Origin of the sequence: Nocardia sp. NPDC006044, assembly GCF_042871115.1 — a bacterium.
Lineage (GTDB): Bacteria > Actinomycetota > Actinomycetes > Mycobacteriales > Mycobacteriaceae > Nocardia.
On record NZ_JBIAID010000001.1, the window covers coordinates 359,684 to 376,926 of the forward strand.

At 63.1% G+C, this 17,243-nt stretch carries 16 protein-coding genes and 3 pseudogenes; 12 read left to right on the forward strand and 7 right to left on the reverse strand.

What is annotated here, in order from left to right; genetic code table 11:
* Positions 1–1,558 precede the first annotated feature (1,558 nt).
* Together ACFYO1_RS01750 and ACFYO1_RS01755 are read left to right on the forward strand one after the other, a co-directional pair.
* Positions 1,559–2,203 carry a S1 family peptidase gene (locus ACFYO1_RS01750; protein ID WP_387226147.1) on the forward strand — a complete coding sequence of 215 codons (645 nt, stop codon included), beginning with the start codon at positions 1,559–1,561 and terminating at the stop codon, positions 2,201–2,203.
* A 93-nt stretch (positions 2,204–2,296) separates the two neighbouring features.
* Positions 2,297–2,705 (forward strand): annotated as a pseudogene (locus tag ACFYO1_RS01755) (VIT1/CCC1 transporter family protein); the annotation flags it as partial.
* A 34-nt stretch (positions 2,706–2,739) separates the two neighbouring features.
* On the opposite strand, the gene ACFYO1_RS01760 reads toward ACFYO1_RS01755, so the two are convergent.
* Positions 2,740–3,012 (reverse strand): WhiB family transcriptional regulator, encoded by a 273-nt coding sequence (locus tag ACFYO1_RS01760; RefSeq protein ID WP_387226149.1) that lies wholly within the window; start codon positions 3,010–3,012, stop codon positions 2,740–2,742.
* On the reverse strand, positions 3,009–3,431 hold the full coding sequence (locus ACFYO1_RS01765; protein WP_387226150.1) for a hypothetical protein: 423 nt from the start codon (positions 3,429–3,431) through the stop codon (positions 3,009–3,011). Before ACFYO1_RS01765 ends, ACFYO1_RS01760 begins: the two co-directional genes overlap by 4 nt.
* A gap of 1,267 nt (positions 3,432–4,698) precedes the next feature.
* Between ACFYO1_RS01765 and ACFYO1_RS01770 the strand changes: the two genes are divergently transcribed.
* Positions 4,699–5,922: a globin domain-containing protein gene (locus tag ACFYO1_RS01770; protein ID WP_387226152.1), complete on the forward strand. Its 1,224-nt coding sequence runs from the start codon at positions 4,699–4,701 to the stop codon at positions 5,920–5,922.
* A gap of 13 nt (positions 5,923–5,935) precedes the next feature.
* Here the strand turns inward: ACFYO1_RS01770 and ACFYO1_RS01775 are convergent, their stop codons facing one another.
* The 3 genes and pseudogenes from ACFYO1_RS01775 to ACFYO1_RS01785 all read right to left on the reverse strand — a co-directional run bounded on the left by ACFYO1_RS01775 (position 5,936) and on the right by ACFYO1_RS01785 (position 6,522).
* On the reverse strand, positions 5,936–6,073 hold the full coding sequence (locus ACFYO1_RS01775) for a hypothetical protein (RefSeq protein ID WP_387231921.1): 138 nt from the start codon (positions 6,071–6,073) through the stop codon (positions 5,936–5,938).
* Between the two features lie 45 nt (positions 6,074–6,118).
* A pseudogene (locus ACFYO1_RS01780) lies at positions 6,119–6,178 on the reverse strand (hypothetical protein); the annotation flags it as partial.
* Positions 6,179–6,201: 23 nt separating this feature from the next.
* Positions 6,202–6,522, reverse strand: coding sequence for a hypothetical protein (locus ACFYO1_RS01785; RefSeq protein WP_387226154.1), 321 nt, complete (start codon positions 6,520–6,522; stop codon positions 6,202–6,204).
* A gap of 2,154 nt (positions 6,523–8,676) precedes the next feature.
* On the opposite strand from ACFYO1_RS01785, the gene ACFYO1_RS01790 reads away from it, so the two are divergent.
* The 5 genes from ACFYO1_RS01790 to ACFYO1_RS01810 all read left to right on the forward strand — a co-directional run bounded on the left by ACFYO1_RS01790 (position 8,677) and on the right by ACFYO1_RS01810 (position 12,701).
* Positions 8,677–9,240: an MspA family porin gene (locus tag ACFYO1_RS01790; protein ID WP_387226156.1), complete on the forward strand. Its 564-nt coding sequence runs from the start codon at positions 8,677–8,679 to the stop codon at positions 9,238–9,240.
* A 157-nt stretch (positions 9,241–9,397) separates the two neighbouring features.
* Entirely contained in the window at positions 9,398–9,682 is a 285-nt protein-coding gene (locus ACFYO1_RS01795) for a hypothetical protein (RefSeq protein WP_387226158.1), read from the forward strand.
* Between the two features lie 464 nt (positions 9,683–10,146).
* On the forward strand, positions 10,147–11,922 hold the full coding sequence (locus tag ACFYO1_RS01800; protein ID WP_387226159.1) for an SHOCT domain-containing protein: 1,776 nt from the start codon (positions 10,147–10,149) through the stop codon (positions 11,920–11,922).
* Entirely contained in the window at positions 11,919–12,401 is a 483-nt protein-coding gene (locus ACFYO1_RS01805; protein WP_387226161.1) for a hypothetical protein, read from the forward strand. Before ACFYO1_RS01800 ends, ACFYO1_RS01805 begins: the two co-directional genes overlap by 4 nt.
* Before the next feature lie 60 nt (positions 12,402–12,461).
* A complete protein-coding gene (locus ACFYO1_RS01810) occupies positions 12,462–12,701 on the forward strand; it encodes a hypothetical protein (protein WP_387226163.1) in 240 nt (79 codons plus the stop codon).
* A 228-nt stretch (positions 12,702–12,929) separates the two neighbouring features.
* Here ACFYO1_RS01810 and ACFYO1_RS01815 read toward each other — a convergent pair whose 3' ends face one another.
* Positions 12,930–13,394 (reverse strand): hypothetical protein, encoded by a 465-nt coding sequence (locus tag ACFYO1_RS01815; protein ID WP_387226165.1) that lies wholly within the window; start codon positions 13,392–13,394, stop codon positions 12,930–12,932.
* 350 nt (positions 13,395–13,744) lie between these two features.
* On the opposite strand from ACFYO1_RS01815, the pseudogene ACFYO1_RS01820 reads away from it, so the two are divergent.
* Positions 13,745–13,999 (forward strand): annotated as a pseudogene (locus ACFYO1_RS01820) (FAD-binding oxidoreductase); the annotation flags it as partial.
* Here the strand turns inward: ACFYO1_RS01820 and ACFYO1_RS01825 are convergent.
* Positions 13,918–14,133 carry a hypothetical protein gene (locus tag ACFYO1_RS01825; RefSeq protein WP_387231923.1) on the reverse strand — a complete coding sequence of 72 codons (216 nt, stop codon included), beginning with the start codon at positions 14,131–14,133 and terminating at the stop codon, positions 13,918–13,920. The pseudogene ACFYO1_RS01820 and the gene ACFYO1_RS01825 overlap by 82 nt on opposite strands.
* Between ACFYO1_RS01825 and ACFYO1_RS01830 the strand changes: the two genes are divergently transcribed.
* The 3 genes from ACFYO1_RS01830 (at position 14,123) to ACFYO1_RS01840 (ending at position 17,208) form a co-directional block, all read left to right on the forward strand.
* The gene (locus ACFYO1_RS01830; RefSeq protein WP_387231642.1) at positions 14,123–14,563 is read left to right on the forward strand and encodes a hypothetical protein; all 441 of its coding nucleotides are present in this window, start codon (positions 14,123–14,125) and stop codon (positions 14,561–14,563) included. The two genes, ACFYO1_RS01825 and ACFYO1_RS01830, sit on opposite strands and share 11 nt — an antisense overlap.
* 1,182 nt (positions 14,564–15,745) lie before the next feature.
* A complete protein-coding gene (locus tag ACFYO1_RS01835; RefSeq protein WP_387226167.1) occupies positions 15,746–16,873 on the forward strand; it encodes a tyrosine-type recombinase/integrase in 1,128 nt (375 codons plus the stop codon).
* Positions 16,870–17,208: a helix-turn-helix domain-containing protein gene (locus ACFYO1_RS01840; RefSeq protein ID WP_387226168.1), complete on the forward strand. Its 339-nt coding sequence runs from the start codon at positions 16,870–16,872 to the stop codon at positions 17,206–17,208. The genes ACFYO1_RS01835 and ACFYO1_RS01840 overlap by 4 nt, the downstream gene beginning before the upstream one ends.
* Positions 17,209–17,243: the final 35 nt, after the last annotated feature.

Below are 17,243 nucleotides of genomic sequence, written 5' to 3' on the forward strand. Positions count from 1 at the left end.
TCTCTTGTATCCCTCCCGATCGTGGGCAGTGCCCTGGGATCTATCGGAGCCGGCGCGCTTTCCAGCCTGCCGGCGGTGGGCTCGGCGCTGCTGGGCGCCTAACGGACTGACCGGCGCTGCAATTCACATCTAGATCCGATCCGGCGCGGGCTTTCCGCGGTGGATCGGGCTCGAACAAAGGAGAGTAGTAATGGGTAGTCTCGGATCCTTGATGGCGCTGCCGGTACTGGGCAGTTTGGGTTCTACGACGCTTTCCACCCTCCCGCTCGCGATTCTGGCGAACTGAGCGTAGAGCGGCAGTCGCCTTGACCGGCGCTTCGTCCCCATCCGGATGCATTCTGGGTGGGGACGAAGTCGTGTGGCGACGCGGGTACCGCATGGTCTGGATCGACGAATGAAATAATGGTCGAAAGCAGCTCGGCTCGGGGCCACTGTTGCAGGCCCCGAGCCGATAGTCACAAACGAGCCGGATCGCCGGGGTGAAAAAGGCGGGTTGTCCAGACCTGCTCGTCTACGACCGTCCCGATGAGGGAGGGGCGGTCGCAATTCACCCTGGCCGAGCCAGCGCTGTGACGCTACGGCGGAGCGGCGATGCGATGCCGCATTGCGCTTCCGCCGATGTTCACGCTACAACAGATGTTGCAAATATGCAACATCTGTCGTGTGAACGATGACGTCCTTTGAGATGTGAACTGGGAAATTACGAGATAACCCTGGGATATTGACACTCTTCGTGCCCCTCGTGCTCTGCTACTGCAACGCTGCGGTTCTGGAGCGACGGGTGGGTGCCTCCGGGGTGCGAGCCGGTTCGGGCGGAGACGGCCGATCTGGGTGGCGGGCGCTGCCGCTAAGGCTGCCGACATCCGTCGACACTCGTGGACGGTCCCACGTTAGCTCGCGAGTGTTTCGCATATGACTCATTATGTTGCTAATGTGTAGCAAAGATCCTTGCGTTGAGGAGGCGAAGATGGGGTCAACTTCCGCACGTGCCCTCAGGAGCTCGGCGTGCCGTCTTGCGATGGTGCCGATCGCCATGGCTGCGGCATTGTCGGGCGCGGGCTGGTCGTCTGCGCATGCGACGGCGGTAGAAGAGCCCGTCGTGCTCGAACTGGCCGACGCCCTGCGCCGTGACCTCGGGATGACAACCACCGAGTATCTCCGTCAAGCGACTTCCGCACGGCGCCTGGGGGAGATCGGGGCACGTATGGCGGCACACCACCCGGATGCCTATGGCGGGGTGTGGATCGATGAAGCGGGACGCCCGGTCGTCGGTGTCGTCCGAGGTGAGCGGGCGGGGCCGATACGCGCTCTGGCGGAAAGGTCCGGTTTCGAGACTCGGCTGGTGGACAAGTCCGTAGCCGCTTTACGCCACGAGCGCGCACAGGCATTGGGCAGTGTCGCGAGCCGGCTACCGGATGTCGCCAGCGCGGGTCTTGACCTGCGGCGTAATGCGGTGCGCACACCGGCGGAATCGAGCTCGCCAGAACCGCGGAGCGCCGATGCCGCTGACGAGCCGCCGGCTCGATCGGTGAGTGCGGCGACTGGGTCCGTTGGAGCGGTGCCGGCCGGGTCGGCCTACGTGCGCGAACAGGGCGGGGAATTCGAGTTGTGCACTACGGGTTTCCACGCTGTCGATGCGGCGGGCGGCGCGGTGGCACTCTCGGCCGGGCATTGCGCGCCCACCGTGGTTCCCCCGGCCGGCCCGGCCGCGATACGCATGGTGGTTCCGTCGGCAGCCGGCCCGGAACTCGCCGAAGTCGGCCGGTTCGCCAAGCGGGTGAACGGCGAGATGGACTACTCGATCATCGCCTTCGACGAGTCGTGGGCGCCGACGTTCTCGAACAATCTCGTCTCGTCCCGGGGCGCGGCGGACGTCGCGGTCACCGGTGTCACTGAGCCGGTAGTGGGCGCACCCGTGTGTAAGTCCGGTGCATTGACCGGCTTCACCTGCGGGACCATCACTGCGGTCGAGGTCGTCACGAAACCGGTCGACGGCGCGCGACGGACCGGCATGTTCATGACCGATGTCCCCACCTTCAAGGGCGATAGCGGCGGGCCGGTGATGAGCGGCCCATACGCAGTCGGTCTCGTCAGTGGCGGCGGAATCGATCCGGCCGGACTCTCGGTTCGCATGTATGCCCAGCCGCTGACCGCCGTGCTCGCGGCGAATCCGGGGCTGCGGATCACGATCGGTAGCACCTGAAACGAATGTTTCAACCTTGAACTACATTGAATCAATTACGGTACGTTGGTCCACGATGAAGCGTGAAAGGTCCCGTGACAGCGGTGGCACTAGTTGGCTGCGGGTATCGCCGGCCTGGCGGCGGGCGCGATCTCGGTGGCGGTCAGCGAGTACGTATCGGTGAGTACCCAGCGGGATTCAGAGCGCGCGCTGCTCGCCGAAGAGGCGCGCGAGTTACGGGAAGAGCCGGAGCTCGAACTCGCCGAACTGGCGAGCATAATGCGGAGCAAGGGGCTGTCCGCTGCGACAGCGCGCACGGTAGCCGAGGAATTGACCGCGCACGACGCGTTCACCGCTCACGCCGAGGATCGAGCTCGGCCTGGACCCGAAGGCGCTCGGTGCCGAGCTGGGTGGAAGCGCGTGCCGGCGGGCCGTCCCGCGGATCGTATTCGGCGGCGCGCTGGGGATGGCAATAACTTATGGTGTAGGCCAACTGGCCGGTGTGACGGGTGTGATCGGCTGAGGCATCGATCCGACGCCAGCTGATGCCCAGTGCGTTATCGGGCTGGGCGTAGGACGTAGCCTGCGGCGACCGCCTGCAAATTCTTTTTCGCCGCTGGACTCATTTGTTCGGATAAATGCCCTAAATCGACGGAAGCGACAATGCCCTGCGTGATGCCGAGCCGAAGCGCTTCGGCCGCACATTGGCGAAGCGCGGGGCAACTGAGGCAGATCGCCTGTGCGTAGGCGACCCGTGCGGCTCGGTCGCCTCTTCCATCCGGGAAAAAGGTGTCGGGATCGACACTGCCACAGAGACGTTGTGCGCTCATCTTTGTGCGAACAAACCGAAGAGTACAGCTACGACGATTGCCGCGATTGCCATGAAAGCTACGAACAGGGTCAATGCGACTTCTTTTTTTCCGACGTTTTTCACGTTATGCCTCTGGTGGGGAGAATCACTGGCCTCGGAGGTTTTCGGTGCCGCTTTGCGTTTTTTGCGGAGGTGGCGTGGGCGCCCGTCGGGACGGTGAATCGGGCGCGCGGCCGGGCCGAGATATAACTTTTCGCACGGTAGTCGAGGTAGTCCGCTGGTATCTGCTTTCAGAACCCGCACGGAGTCGTAACTGTCGGAGACTCGCGCCTCGCGGATGAATGTGCCGGCAGCCGACGCGCAGGCGGCGAAGTCCATGCGCGTACCGCGTAGATAGACCAGCACGCGAAGATCTGCTTCGAGTGGCTTCGGTGACATGTCGGCATATGTCCTTCCTCGGTCGGGTCTTCCGATGCCGGCGACGATCGGTGTTGCCGACGAGTGCGTGACCGCGTCAGTCTTGAGCTGTTGCAGGTAGAGAGTGTTTCACATACGCAACACTCTGGCAAGCAGTTGGCTACCAATCGTTCGGACTATTGCGGACGTCCTCGCTGCTGTTGGTGGTGTGAATCGCCGGGTAGAACGACGCGTATGCAGTCAGGTGCGCCAACGTCTGCGTCTCAGAATTGTCACAGAATGTCCCGCTACTATGTCAGCAGGTTCGTCTCTGGATGTCGGCGGACGGGGAGCTCGCGAGCTCGAGACCAGCCCCCAAGGGGTGCGGGCATCGACAGACCGTGTCCGTCCACTAGTCCGGCGCCATCGGTGTGCGGGCAATGCGAATGAAAGGCCATTTCGATGCGAAAGCAAGATCACACCGTCCGTAGAAAACTCATCGCGGCCGCGCTCGGAGCGACCCTTGTTGTCGGACCCGCCGCTATGTCGGTAGCGGCGGCACCCGCGTACGCCGACCCGGACTCCACGACGAGCAGTCAGGCATCTCCCGGTAGTGCCCCTCCGAGGAAGGATTCGCCCGCAACAGGAGGCAGCCCGGCGCAAGGGATTGATCCGGCGACAAAGAGTGATCCGGCGACGGGTGGCCCGGCGACAAAGAGTGACCCGGCGACGGGTGGCCCGGCGACAAAGAGTGACCCGGCGACGGGTGGCCCGGCGACAAAGAGTGACCCGGCGACAGGCGGTCCGGCGACTGAGACTGGTCCAGCGACGGGCGACGGTCCGACGCCGGATTACGACTCCGTCCCGTGGCCTCGCGGCAACAGAAACCACGGTCAGTACGGGCCGGATGGCTACGACCAATTCGGATATGACAGGAGTGGCTTCGATCGTCAAGGCTTCGATCGCTCAGGTTACGACAGGGACGGTTACCGGTTCGGCGTCGATCGCTACGGCAATACCCGGTGGCAGAACGAGCGGGCGCGGTTCCGCCCCGTTCCGCCGCAGCCGCCACGGCAAAACGCACCCGAACGGCCCTGGCGAGACGCACCCGAACGGCCTTGGCACCGTGCGCCCGAACGGGCAACGCGGCCGTTGCCTGAACTGGTGGAGCAGTTCTTGGGTCTTTTGCCGGAACCCGTGCAGAACGTAGTTCGTCCGCCGGTGGAACAGCTGTTCCGGATGCTGTCGTCCTGAACGCCTCGTGCACTTGGCACCAATTCCCAGATTCCTGCAACGATCGGAGAATGACATGCTTTCGGCGGCCACGACGGAAACCATCCGCGCCACTCTGCCGACGGTAGGCGCCGCGATCGACGACATCACGACGCTGTTCTATCGCACGATGTTCGCCGCTCATCCCGAACTCGAACGGGACCTGTTCAATCGTGGTAACCAGAGCCAGGGCGATCAGCAGAAGGCACTCGCCGGCGCCATAGCGGCTTTCGCGGCACTGCAACTCGAACCCGATCAGACGCGCGTCGATCTCATCCTGTCGCGAATCGCGAATAAGCACGCCTCCTTGGGGATTCGGCCCGATCAGTATCGGATCGTGCACAAGTACTTGTTCGAGGCCATCGTCGAGGTGCTCGGCGATGTCGTTACCGCCGAGGTCGCCGCGGCGTGGAACGAGGTCTACTGGCTGATGGCCGAGATGCTGATAGCGATGGAGTCGCGCCTCTACCGAGACGCAGGTGTCGCGGTAGGCGACGTATGGCGGCGGGTACGAGTACTCGCACGGCGCTACGAGTCCGCGGACACGGTGTCGTTCGTGCTGACTTCCGTCGATAACAAAGCCCTGCCGTCGTTTTCGCCGGGGCAGTATCTCTCGGTCGGTGTGCGTCTCGGGGACGGTGCACGCCAGATCCGCCAGTACAGCCTGTCCAGTGCCCCGTCGAGTGATGATTGGCGTATCACCGTCAAACGAGTCGCGCCCCAAACCTCGCCGGGTGGCTCGACCGCTCCGGCGGGTGAGGTATCAAACTTCCTCTACCACAACGTTTTCGAAGGTGACGCCTTAGAGGTGACCACTCCGTTCGGGGACCTGGTGCTGCACGATGACGACGCGCCGCTGCTGCTGGCCTCGGCGGGCATCGGCTGCACCCCGATGGTGGGGATGCTGAGCCACCTCGCCGCCACCGCCGATGCCCGCCCGATCTCGGTGCTGCACGCCGACCGTTCCCCCAGCAGCCATGCCCACCGTGCGGAACTTGCCGAACTCGTCGATCGCCTCCCCTCGGCGGTGATGCACCGTTGGTATGAGGACCTCGCCGCCCGCGGTCCCGAATCCTCGGTCTACGAAGGCCGTGCGAGCCTGAACGAGATCACCGTCGCCGCCGGTACCCGCGCATATCTGTGCGGCCCGCTGCCGTTCATGCTCGGCATTCGCCAAGGATTACTCGACAAGGGCGTCGCGGCAGACAACATCCACTACGAGGTCTTCGGTCCGGACAGCTGGGCGGCGGCTCCCGCATAATGCCGCAGCCGGCCTACACCGGGCGGTCTACCGCGATTCGCTGATTCCACAGTGACCGGCAGGCGAACACGCCGAATACGAGCATGGTGAGTGTGATCAGCGCGCGCATCGGGCCGGACGGAACGACGAGCACATTCAGGTCGTAAAACATATGTCCAACCATGAACGGCCAGACCAGCCGGGTTCTGCTGTACGCGAACCGCACCAGTGCGCACCAGACCAAAACGAGCAGCAGCGCCGCCGGGCCGTAGTACAAATGGAACGGCAGCCGCAGAGCTGTCAGTACCAGCAGCTGCGCCCACAGGGAAAGCGGAGGCGAGCCATTATCGCCATGGGGAGTGCTAGGATCACGGCTTCCTCGACCACGCCGGCGCGCACGGAATATAGTACGGCGGCGCTGGGGGAGCTGTGTCCTGGCACCTGGTCGTCGGTAATCCATTGCGGAAAGGAGCCCATGACGGTCAGGCCCAGCCACAATGCAAGGTAGCTGATACCTATCGCACCGAGAAATTGTGCTCCGGTCGGCAGCCTGTTACGCAGGCCCAGTTCCGCCGCATTGAGTCCGAGCCGACGATTGGCCACCCACAATGCCAGTGCCATGAAACCGAATGCTGTATATCCCGACCACCAATATATTGTCTCCATCGTGCACCCCACGACGGTGGTCGCCTCGTCACGAACACTATGAGCGCCGCTACGGTTGGCAGGCCGAAGGTGAGTGTGAAAGCCCCGAGCTGGAGAAACCAGGCACGCACAGCCCAGCTACTCGTCTGCGGTTTTGCCATTGTCGTAACCTTATAGAATGGCAACGCCTGACCTGGTCAGGCGTCACGGTGTGGCAGCAGATTTCGGTCGGCAACGCGACCTCGGCGCGCCACTCGTCGGTGATCGGCGGTCGATCTGAACCGCACTGATCATCGCTCATTTACCGGAAATGTATTTTCGACATAGACCCGCGCGGTTCAGCAGGTCAGGATTGCTCGGCCCCGGCTATTTAGCCGACTCGGGGCGCTAGATGAGGTCACGCCCCGAGTCGGCGGTACACGGACGGAACCTGATAGCACACCGGCATGCAGGGTTTACCGGCTTCGCTACTGACGTTTCGGTGCGGGGCGTCAGGCAAGGTGCTGTTTTCTCAGATGCCGTCCGTGAGTTCGGCACCGAACGATCATGTGTTCTAGACGCTCGGTGTGTTGACAACCTATCACGGCCTGTTGCGAATGTGCAACAAATTCGGCCAGAGTGTCTCGCCTGGAGCGGTGCTCTGCCTGCTCGCCTCTCGGCAACTACTGTCCACTGATCTATCAAAGTTCAGATAAACCAGTGTATCCCAGCGGTTTACGGCGGCCTACTCGACGCTATGGCCAGCGCCAAGGTGTTCGAAAATCGCCACAGTTGGGGAGTTTATGGACCAATGATCGACTCGTCGGATGACGACGTAGACCCCAGCCGATCGACCGCACCACTGCGCAGACCGGCGGTGGCGGGAAGTTCCGGGCGGGGCTGTCGGCGCGGCGGATCCGGCCCTTGTCCCCTCGGTATAGCGGTCGATGCGGCTGCCCTGATGGGGGCTCGACCGTGCTGGTGCCCCCGCGCGAGGCGCGATTGGCCTGCGCGCCGACCTGGACGTCGCGGGCCTCTCGAAATCGGATTCGGCCGACTCGTCGAGGCGGCGCGGAAGCCGGGTGCTTCCCGTGGGGCCCGGATTCGGACTCTCTTGACGAACGTTCGCTTCTCTCACCGCTCCAGGGCTAACTACTTCGAAGCGGTGTCCGAGTCGGAGACTGTGCGGCTGACTGTGCCTCGGGGTCAGAGCGTTTGGAGGCCATTACACCTTGGTTGCTGGCTTCGCATGTGTTCGGGGAAACGTGCTCGATGAGACACGCCGATATGTGGATCCTTCGTCCGAGATGAACCAGCGATCGTCCCGTTATTCAGAACAGGCCATTCGGTCGGGTATGAGGAATGGTTCTGGTTGGTTCAGTAAATCTCTCGCGTGTCTCAACTGGGTCGCGGGTGCGGCCAGCGGGATGCTTATGCCCGCATTTGAGGAGGTGGATGTTCTCTATTGTGTTGCGCGATGGGTGTTTCCGATATCGGTGACGGGCGCTATTCGGGCGGTAGTTCTTGTGGGGGGCTTGTCGTGGAGCTAGGTGTTGCCGGATATGTTGCTGGGTGGCGGTTTTGGACTTGCGGAGGTTGGTGCCGGTTGCCGTGGTGGGCGACCGGCATCGTGCTGATTGGTTGGCCCGAATGCCTAGCCATATTGTGGGTACCGCCGCGGTGGCAGGCGATGTTCCAGCCCTTCACGAACCGATTCGGAACCGGAACCATAACGTAGCGTCCGCCGCCCTCTTATTCGGTCGATCAGAACCCACACCAGTTTGCGAAACATGAATTCCCTCATCAAGACACAGGTGCTCCAGACTGCTGTAACCGACCGTCCAGCCCGTATGTCTGGGCGCGCCAACTGCTTTGATATTCGGTGACCGAGGCTATGGTGAATCTGCTCCTGGCATTGCGGTACTTGGCGATGGTGCCGCCGAGTTGATCGCAGCACGCGGTTCAGCGTGATTGAGCGTGTCGGTTACTGTCTGTGTTTGTTTGCGCCTATGGTCGTTCGGGTTTGCGTGTTCGCTGATGTCACCCGGTTGCCGAGGAGGCGGATCATTGTTCGGCCGTGGTTCAGTGTTGTTCACATGCGTTTCCATCGTTTCCGTCGCGCTAGTTATGTTGTCGGGCACCGGGATTGCCGTGGCCGATCCGACGCCGGACAAGTTCGGTTCGTTCACCACCGATGACGGGTGGGTCGTCAATGTGTTCAAAACCGATGAAAAGTTGGACCGTTGGCCCAATTTGGCCGCCACGGCCTACACGCGCGAAGGCTTCTACAGCCTCAAAGGCGCGGTATCCATCGAGGGCGAAGGCCGCGCACCGGTGAACGCGGCGGCCGTGCAGATCGGGCTGCAACTCGGCTGCCAGATCGACGTAAGCACCGGGCTCACTGCCGGGCTCGGACTCAACGTCGGCGTCAACGGCGTGGTGACGGTTTCGCAGTATCCCTCCGGTCTGGTCGGTGGCAACGCCGGCCTCAGCCCCAGCGTGTCCGGGACCCTCAAGCCCGGCGGCATCACCCAGATGGTGCTGGGCGCGAAACCACTCAGCGGCGCGTACGGATCGATCGCCACACGCGAGGCCGAGATGAAGGTCGACGCCTGCGGTGGACCGGTGTCGATCCGGTCTGTGGTGACGGTGTCGCTGGCGACACCGACGAGCACTGATTCGTTCTCGGTCTACGGTGACCCCGTCTACGTGTAAGCCTGCTCTCAGGGACCGGTCGGCGGGGCATCTCGGGGTATCGCCGCAGGTCAACTGGTTCCATGTGATAGCTTCCGCATATAACAGTTCGTCGCTGTGCCAGTTCTGCTTTTTCTTTGATCAGCTCCGGTACCGGTTCGACGAAGGGGACTCGACGATGACCACCACTTCTCCCGCGCGAAACCATCCGACAAGCGACGAACACCTCGGCGACAGTGCGAGCGTGCCGCTGCGCAGCGTGGCAGCGGTGGTGATCGGGGTGGTAATGCTCGTCGCCGCGTTCGCGTGCTTGAACCGGATGCCTGGTTGGGCCGACAGCTACGGCGCGATTTGGGTCTATCTCGGGTTCTTCGTGTACATGTCGATCGCCGGTCGACTGTTCTGGTGGGGGTTCGATCAACTCATCGACCGGTTACGCGCCCCGCGCGGCACCGGTCGATGAGCTTGTACCGTGATCGGCTGATCCGTCGGGCAGCGACCGCGGCCGCACTGCTGGCCCTCGCTGGCGCCAGCGGCGCGCTGTGGTCGAATCCGGTTGCCGCACAACCAGATATTCCCTGCGAGCAATGGCAGCAGCTCCATCCGGGATGGCCATGCATTCCGGTCCCCAAACCACCGCCGCCACCGCCACCGGGTATGCCGGAGCCCGGTCAACAACCGACCACCGCGCCACCGGTACTGCCCGGGCAACCCAACCAGCCTCAAGGCGGTGGATACGGGCCGAACATCGGCGGTGTCATCCCACCCAACCCCGGACCAGGCAACGGCACTCCGATCGTGCCGGTGCCGGGCTATACCCCACCGGCGCTGCCGGGCAACCGTTTACCCAGTGTTCCGCAACCAGCGCCGGGACCGGCTCTCGAGCCCACTCCGGACGCCCCGGTGGCCCCTCCGGGGGAGGATATTGTGTCGCAGCTCGAGCGAGCCGCTCGGCTCCATGAGCAGGGCATCTTGAACGACGCCGAATTCGCCGACCTCAAACAACGCATCCTGCACGGCGATTCAATCCCTGTGCCCCAGCGCGAGCGAGTGCCGCCGGCTCCTACCGGTGAACCATCCAACGAATCCCAGACCGGCCGCGCTACGCCCGATTGGCAGATCGCGCTGTTGCTACTCAGCGGCATAGCCGGTTTCGTGGCCGCCGCACCGCGTGGACGCTCGGGGCGAGAGGCTCTGGGAAGCCTGGTCCGCCAAGTGAACAGCAAGCCCAGCGCTTCTGCTACCGACGGCGGTAGCGGCGGAGGCAAGGCGCCCAACACCACCTCGACCCCCCATCCCGACGGCAGCGTGTCGACTACGTACAACGACGGCCGCGGCAACATCGTGAACTCGGAATCAGTACCCGTCCCTGATAGCGGCGGCACCATCGACACCACCATCCGCAACGCCGACGGTACGACGACCCAGATGCGGTCGGCACCTGATGGGCAGGGTGGAGTCACCACCTGGACCGCCAATCCCGACGGTTCGAACTCGGTGCGTTATCCCGACGGCACCGTATACACGGTGCCCGCAGGGAGCGACCCGGATGCCCCGGCCGCGTCCGTCGCGCACGTCAGCCCCGACTCCAAGACGGTTGACACCACGATCCGCAACGCGGACGGATCCACCAGCACCGCCCACTCCCAACTCGGCGATGACGGGGTGATCTCCACTCAGACCACCAACCCTGACGGGAGCCACTCCCAAAGCCTCACCAGCGCAGGACGATCGGGCGGCAAGCCCGGCACGATCGTCACCAATCCCGACGGCAGCCGGGTAGTGATCCAATCCGACGGCACCATGGTCCCGGTCGACCGCTACGGCGACGTCATCGACGGACCCAACTACTGGAATCAATACGACCCGGAAACAGGCACCTGGCGTACCGACCCTGTCGAGCACAGGGGACCCATCACGATCAGCCCCGACGGGACGTCCGCGCAGGAGTGGTTCTATCGCGACGGCGACGGAAATCAACGCTCCGCGACGGCGTACTTCGATCGCGATGGCAATCTGACCTCTCTGCAGTCTTCGGACTACACCGGCGTGACGGTCACCCAGTTCGAAACTGTCGACGGCCGTACCCGCCCAACCGGGACCACCAAACTCGACGCCGGCAATGTCATCGATGACTCTCAGATCATTTTCGATGCGGCCATGGCCGCTACCGGTATCGGCGAGGCCTACACAGCGGGCCGGATCCTCGGCACCGAACTGATCGTCCGAGAACTAGCCGCACAAGGCCTCTCCCGCGCCGAAATCGACCTCATCACAAGTCAACTCGCCACATCCGGCACCAGCACGCTCGCAGGCGCGGGAAAAGGAGCGGGGTCTCTCGGTGGCGACGCATCGGCCGGTGCGTCCGTCCGCACTCCCGGAACCACCGGAGGTGTACCAAACGCCGAGGCCAACAATCTGGGGTTGAATGCCGAGGAGCTCGGCTGGTCGAACACCGCTGGCGACCACATGTTTGAATACGGCAGTGACATGTACCCCTCCCGGCCATATCTCCGCTCACCGAATTTTACGCAAATGATTATAGATTCGGTGCCGCCAGTGCCAGACCCTGGAGGAGTACCTGGCGGGATGAGATGGGACGTGCCGGGGACCCTGCGTGGCTCGCCTGGCACGTACGAGCTGGTTATCGATGTTCCCAACGGGAGGATTCTCCACTACATGTTCAGGAGCAACAAAGGATGAGTTTCACCCTGACCGCCGAACCAGGCGATTCGATACAGGCAACGCCGCTGTATCTAGAGTCCGAATATTCCTTCAATGTCACGCCGACCGCGGTTCAAAGTGGTTTCGGCAGGCTAGGATTCACCTCTATCGCTCTGGGGACTTTGCAGTTGGAGGTTGACATCGCCACCCGCCGCATACTGCACTTGTGGGGGTTGTGCCCGCGGCAGCGGTGGAAGCCCGCCGAGCTGGGATATCCTGGCGCCGAAACCGCAGTCGTCACAGTGATTTCGCCAGATCTTGTGCCGGGAGTGTCTATCGATGCCGGGGGTTTGGATGACTGGCCTGTCGAGTTCGACGAGCGTAGCGGATGGTTTCGCGCGATCCGTGCGGGATCAGGCACTCAGGAGAATCTATTCCTGATCGGAACAGATACGGCGATCGCCCTGAGCGGCAACAATCTGAAGTCGGTCTGGATCAAACCGAAATTTGTCGATTAGCCGATCGGTATGTGGTTCGGGTGACGGCAAACCCGCCCGGCTCCAGTGACCGCACGCCTGATGACCGCGCCGAGCGGCGACAATGACATCACTCCATACGCTCGAGAACACACCGAAATGCCGGTCGGACGGCGGCGGCCAGAAGATCAGATCGATTCGCCGGAAAGGCAAGTCATCCTGGCGGTGGGGCGCAAGAAGATCCGCGCCGACGACACGCTTCAGACCTGGGCGGAGGAGGCGGCGGTCATCGAGACCTTGACGTCGAACTCGTCACGGCGATGCTGTGGGTTTGGTCGGTGAGTAGTGGGTGGGGTTCATTGGTGAGTGTTGCTAGAGCGGTGGTGATTTCGTGGAGGTCAGCTTTGACGTAGGTGGTGCCGTGGGGTCGGGTGTGGTGGCCGGCGTAGGCGCGGGCGGTGGCGTAGCCGTAGGTGCGTTCGGCCCAGGTGAGGGTGGTGTATTTCGTGGCCATAGGCCAGGTGCGGATTCCAGCGGGAGTACCCGGGTGGGCCTGGCGCGGCTGGCGGATTACGACAGTCGGAAGATGACCTTTCCGCGTTCATCGAGTTCGAACGAGACCTTCTCCAGTTCCGGGTCGCGAGCGAAGAGAAACCGGGCGGCCTTCTCTGACCCGATCAATCCGCCCTTGCTCGCTATGCCGAAGTCGTCGACGAACGCTTCTCCGGTCACGACAAAACCACGCAATGGGGGGATCTGGATAGTGGTGGTGTCCTCGACATAAGGAGTCGCACTGACAGAGGTCGTGATCGGCCCGAACCGATACCCTGTCAGATCTGCGCTCTGTAGCGCTTCGGCCAAGGACTCGGTGACCGCGTATGCCCCGCCGTAGGACTTGATCATTTCGCTGCCCTCGCGGATCGGGGCAGAGAACTCGAAATTCGCTGTGACGACCCGGGGCGGGTCGAAGCTTTCATCGAGCTCGACATCACCGAAATCCGCGGGTACTTCGGGATTGATGCGATAGAACGGCACGGGACTCCTTTTCGAGAAACTTCAGTTCAGGTCGCACGTTCCGGTGACTCCGAGCGTAGGTCCTACCAGCGGGCAGGTGTTCAGCCGCCGCCGGATCCGGGACCGTGTCCACCCAGGCCCGGTTTGTTCGGAACGGGCTTGCCTTGCCCGGGAGCCTGAGGCTTGTCCGGCTGCGGTTTGCCCGGCTGTTGTCCCGGCGCCGGCACCGGCACACCGGGTGGGTGAGCCCGAGGGCGCGCAGAATGTCCTCGAAGTCACTGTCGTTCAACACATCTCGGCAGCGAGTCATGGATGACGGATTTCGATCTGGGATGGCGACTTTCGGTTCGGTCGGGACAGTTGAGCTTGGGATGAACCGGCACGCACACGAGGTCCGCGTTTTCGACGTTGTCCAGGAGACCCCCGAGGCGGTATCGATCGTGCTGGGACTCACGCCGGAGCTGCGGGAACGATTCGTATACACGTGTGGGCAGTTCCTCACCGTTCGTGTTCCGAGTGCGCAAACCGGGTCGGTGGCGCGGTGCTACTCGTTGTCCGGTAACCCGGATCGTGACGAGGCGCTGACCGTGACCGTCAAACGGGTCGCAGGCGGATATGCGTCGAATTGGCTGTGTGACAACGTCGTTCCTGGATCGATCCGCACCATGCATGAGCCTTCGGGAAGTTCGGACGCGACGGGGCGAACGAGGACCTGCTTGCTGGCCGTCGGCAGCGGGATCACACCGATCATGTCGATCATCAAGACAGTGCTGGCGAGCGGCACGGGCGACATCGCTCGGCTCTACGCCAACCGAGACCCAGGATCCACGATCTTCGCCGGTCAGCTCGAACAGCTCACCCGTGAGCATCCTGAGCGCCTGCGGATCCATCACTGGTTCGTAACCGATCGGGGAGTGCCCGACGCATCCACCTTGCCCACGATTCTCCCCGACGAAGACATCGCGCAGGGCCTGACCCTTGCCTGCCAGTCCCTGCCGGAAACCGACGAAATATTCATCGCCTTCGACCCGCAGCGATGCAGTCGCCCGAACTCGTCGTATGCAGAGGTCGGGCCCACGCCATCGGCGACAGATCGAAAGGCCGCCGGTCCTGCGGCCGGTCGTCAGGTAATGACGGCGAACCCACCGATCACGGCGGGCATGCGCACGTGGATGGCGGGCGAACGATAACTGGCGAGAGCCTCGTCGACGTGCCGCAGCCATAGGCGCTCAAGCATGCCCTGTCGTTCTGTCCACGCCTCCCCATCGTCGGCAGCGAATTGTCGTGAGCGTCCCGTGGGGTCGGCCCGACTCCGACTTTCTCTTGACGAGCTTTCGCTTCCCCCGCCGGGGCTAACTACTTCGTAGCGGTGTCCGAGCCGGAGAAGGTGTGGTCGACTGTGCCCCGGGGTAGGGGCGTTTGTGGGGCCATTACACCTTGGTTGCTGGCTTCGCATGAGTTCCGGGAAACGTGCTCGATGAGACACGCCGACGCGTCGATCCTTCGTCCGAGATGGACCAGCGATCGTCCCGTTATTCAGAAGAGGCCACTCGGTCGGGTATGGGGAGTGGTTCTGGTTGGTTTCAGCAAATCTCTCGCGTGTCTCAACTGGGTCGCGGGTGCGGCCGGCGAGGCGCTTATGCCCACATGCGCACGTGTCGAGCGCTGGAAGTGTGCTGGGAGGTGGGGGTATGGCGCATCTGCGTCAGGACTGGGAGTGGAGACTCCCGAACGCGACATTTGTGACACAAATGCCGCGTGAGGGCGGTGCGCGAGAGGGGACTCGAGCTCGTCGCTGCGTCATGGATGACGTCGCCGCGTATTCGAGAGCTGTTGTTATACGTCGCTAGAGCGTAGCACGAGCGTCGTGACGCATGAGTTGTCTGCTATACCTTGTTGTGGTGTAACACTTTTCGTGATGCCCGAGTCTGTTGCTGGGCAGTTTGGGCCGGTTTGTGGAACTCGGTGTGAGTTGGTCGGGTGTGGGGTGTGTTGTCGAAAGGTTTGCTGCGATGGGGGATCGGGGTGTAGAGACCCTCGGATCTGACGTCCATCTCCCCGCAGCCATAACCGATCACCGCACCATCGCCGCTGGTCCAGCCCTATGTGTTGTTTTTTGCGCGATTACTACAAGCGCCGCCAATTGCATCAAATGCGAATTCGCTACAGTTTGCGACTTTGGTGCCGAATCTCGGCAATGATGCTGCGGGTCAAGGCAATTCGACTTGTCAGACGACCATGATCGTAGCCGGAGCCGCCGCGGCGGAGGTTCGCGACATGCCGATGTGGCGCGCTGACCTGCGATTCCGTCCACAACTCGCATACGATGCGACTATCTCCCACCTGGTGCGACTAGCGGAGGGTGGCGTTTGATGGGCTTGACCGGTGGCGGAGCGCCCGGGGCAGCGCGGATGCATCTGGTCGACGGGGTGTCGCTGCTGCGCCCGGAGGAGCAAGTGTTCGAGGCGATGTTGGCCGGCTTCGCGAACCAGCAGCTCGCACGGAACCTGGCCCGCACGACGGTGGAGGGCCGGGAAAACGCGGTGAAAGCGTTCGTCGCCTATGTCAACGCCTTCCCGTGGCAGTGGACGGCGGCGATGGTCGATGAATGGCTCGGTGACCTGCGTTCGCTGCGGGATTTGAAGCGGTCCACGATTCGTTCGTACTCCGAGGCGATCCGGTCGTTCTGCCACTTCGTCACCGATCCGCTCTACGAGTGGCCGGGCACGTGTGAGGACCGGTTCGGCACCCACCCGATCCAGGTGGTGCACGAGTGGAACACCGCGGTCCACGTGCAAGACAACGAGTCCGACCCGAGGAAGCGGGCGTTCACCAAGGCTGAGCTGCACGCGTTCTTCGAGCATGCCGACAGTCAAGTCGCGCGGATTCGTGCGTTCGGCCGCAAAGACTGGTTGCCCGCGTTCCGGGACGCGACCATTTTCAAGACTGCATACTCATTTGGCTTGCGGCGCAATGAAACTCGGATGCTGGATGCCGCCGACTTCGGCGTGAACCCGCATGCGCGCGAGTTCGGGCAGTTCGGTCGCTGCCAGGTTCGCTACGGGAAGGCGAAGAAGGGTTCGCCTCCGAAGCGGCGCGGGGTACTGACAGTTTGGGACTGGACTCCCGAGGTGCTCGAGGAGTGGTTCACCGAGATCCGGCCGTTGTTCGGCGTCGACGGCAACCCGGCGGCCTGGCCTTCGGAGCGCGGGCTGCGGATCGGCTGCCAGCGCCTGAACTCCCGTTTCGTCGCCTATCGCGACGCACTGGGCCTGGATGCAGGGCTCGATTTGCATGGGTTGCGGCGCTCGTATGTGACGCATTTGATCGAGGACGGCTGGGATCCTCGGTTCGTGCAGGAACAGGTCGGGCATGAGCATGCCTCCACGACTTCGATTTACACCTGCGTGTCCTCGGATTTCCGCACCCGAACCCTGCGCCGGCAGCTCGACGCGACCGTTGCCGCCGCTCTGGACTCTCGGAAGGAGATCAACGCGTGAAACGCACTGTCGGCTACACCTGGCGCCTGCGCGAACTCATGGCCACCCGCGGCAAGTTCACCGCCACCGAACTGGTCCCGCTACTGCGTGAACGCGACATCAACCTGTCCGCCTCCCAAGTCCACCGCCTGGTCTCCGGAACGCCGGAAAGGCTTTCCCTGCAAGTGCTTTCAGCGCTCTGCGATATTCTCGGCTGCACCCCGGCCGACCTGGTCGACACTACCGCCGAGAACGCCGGTATCAGCCGCACCGCCACCGACGACCTGCCCGGCCCCGCTCCGGCGAACGTCGCGAAGCTGCGGCCTCGGGCAGCTCGCATCCTGCCCGAGGCATGACGACGAGAACTCGGCCTACCCGCGAACAGCTCAAA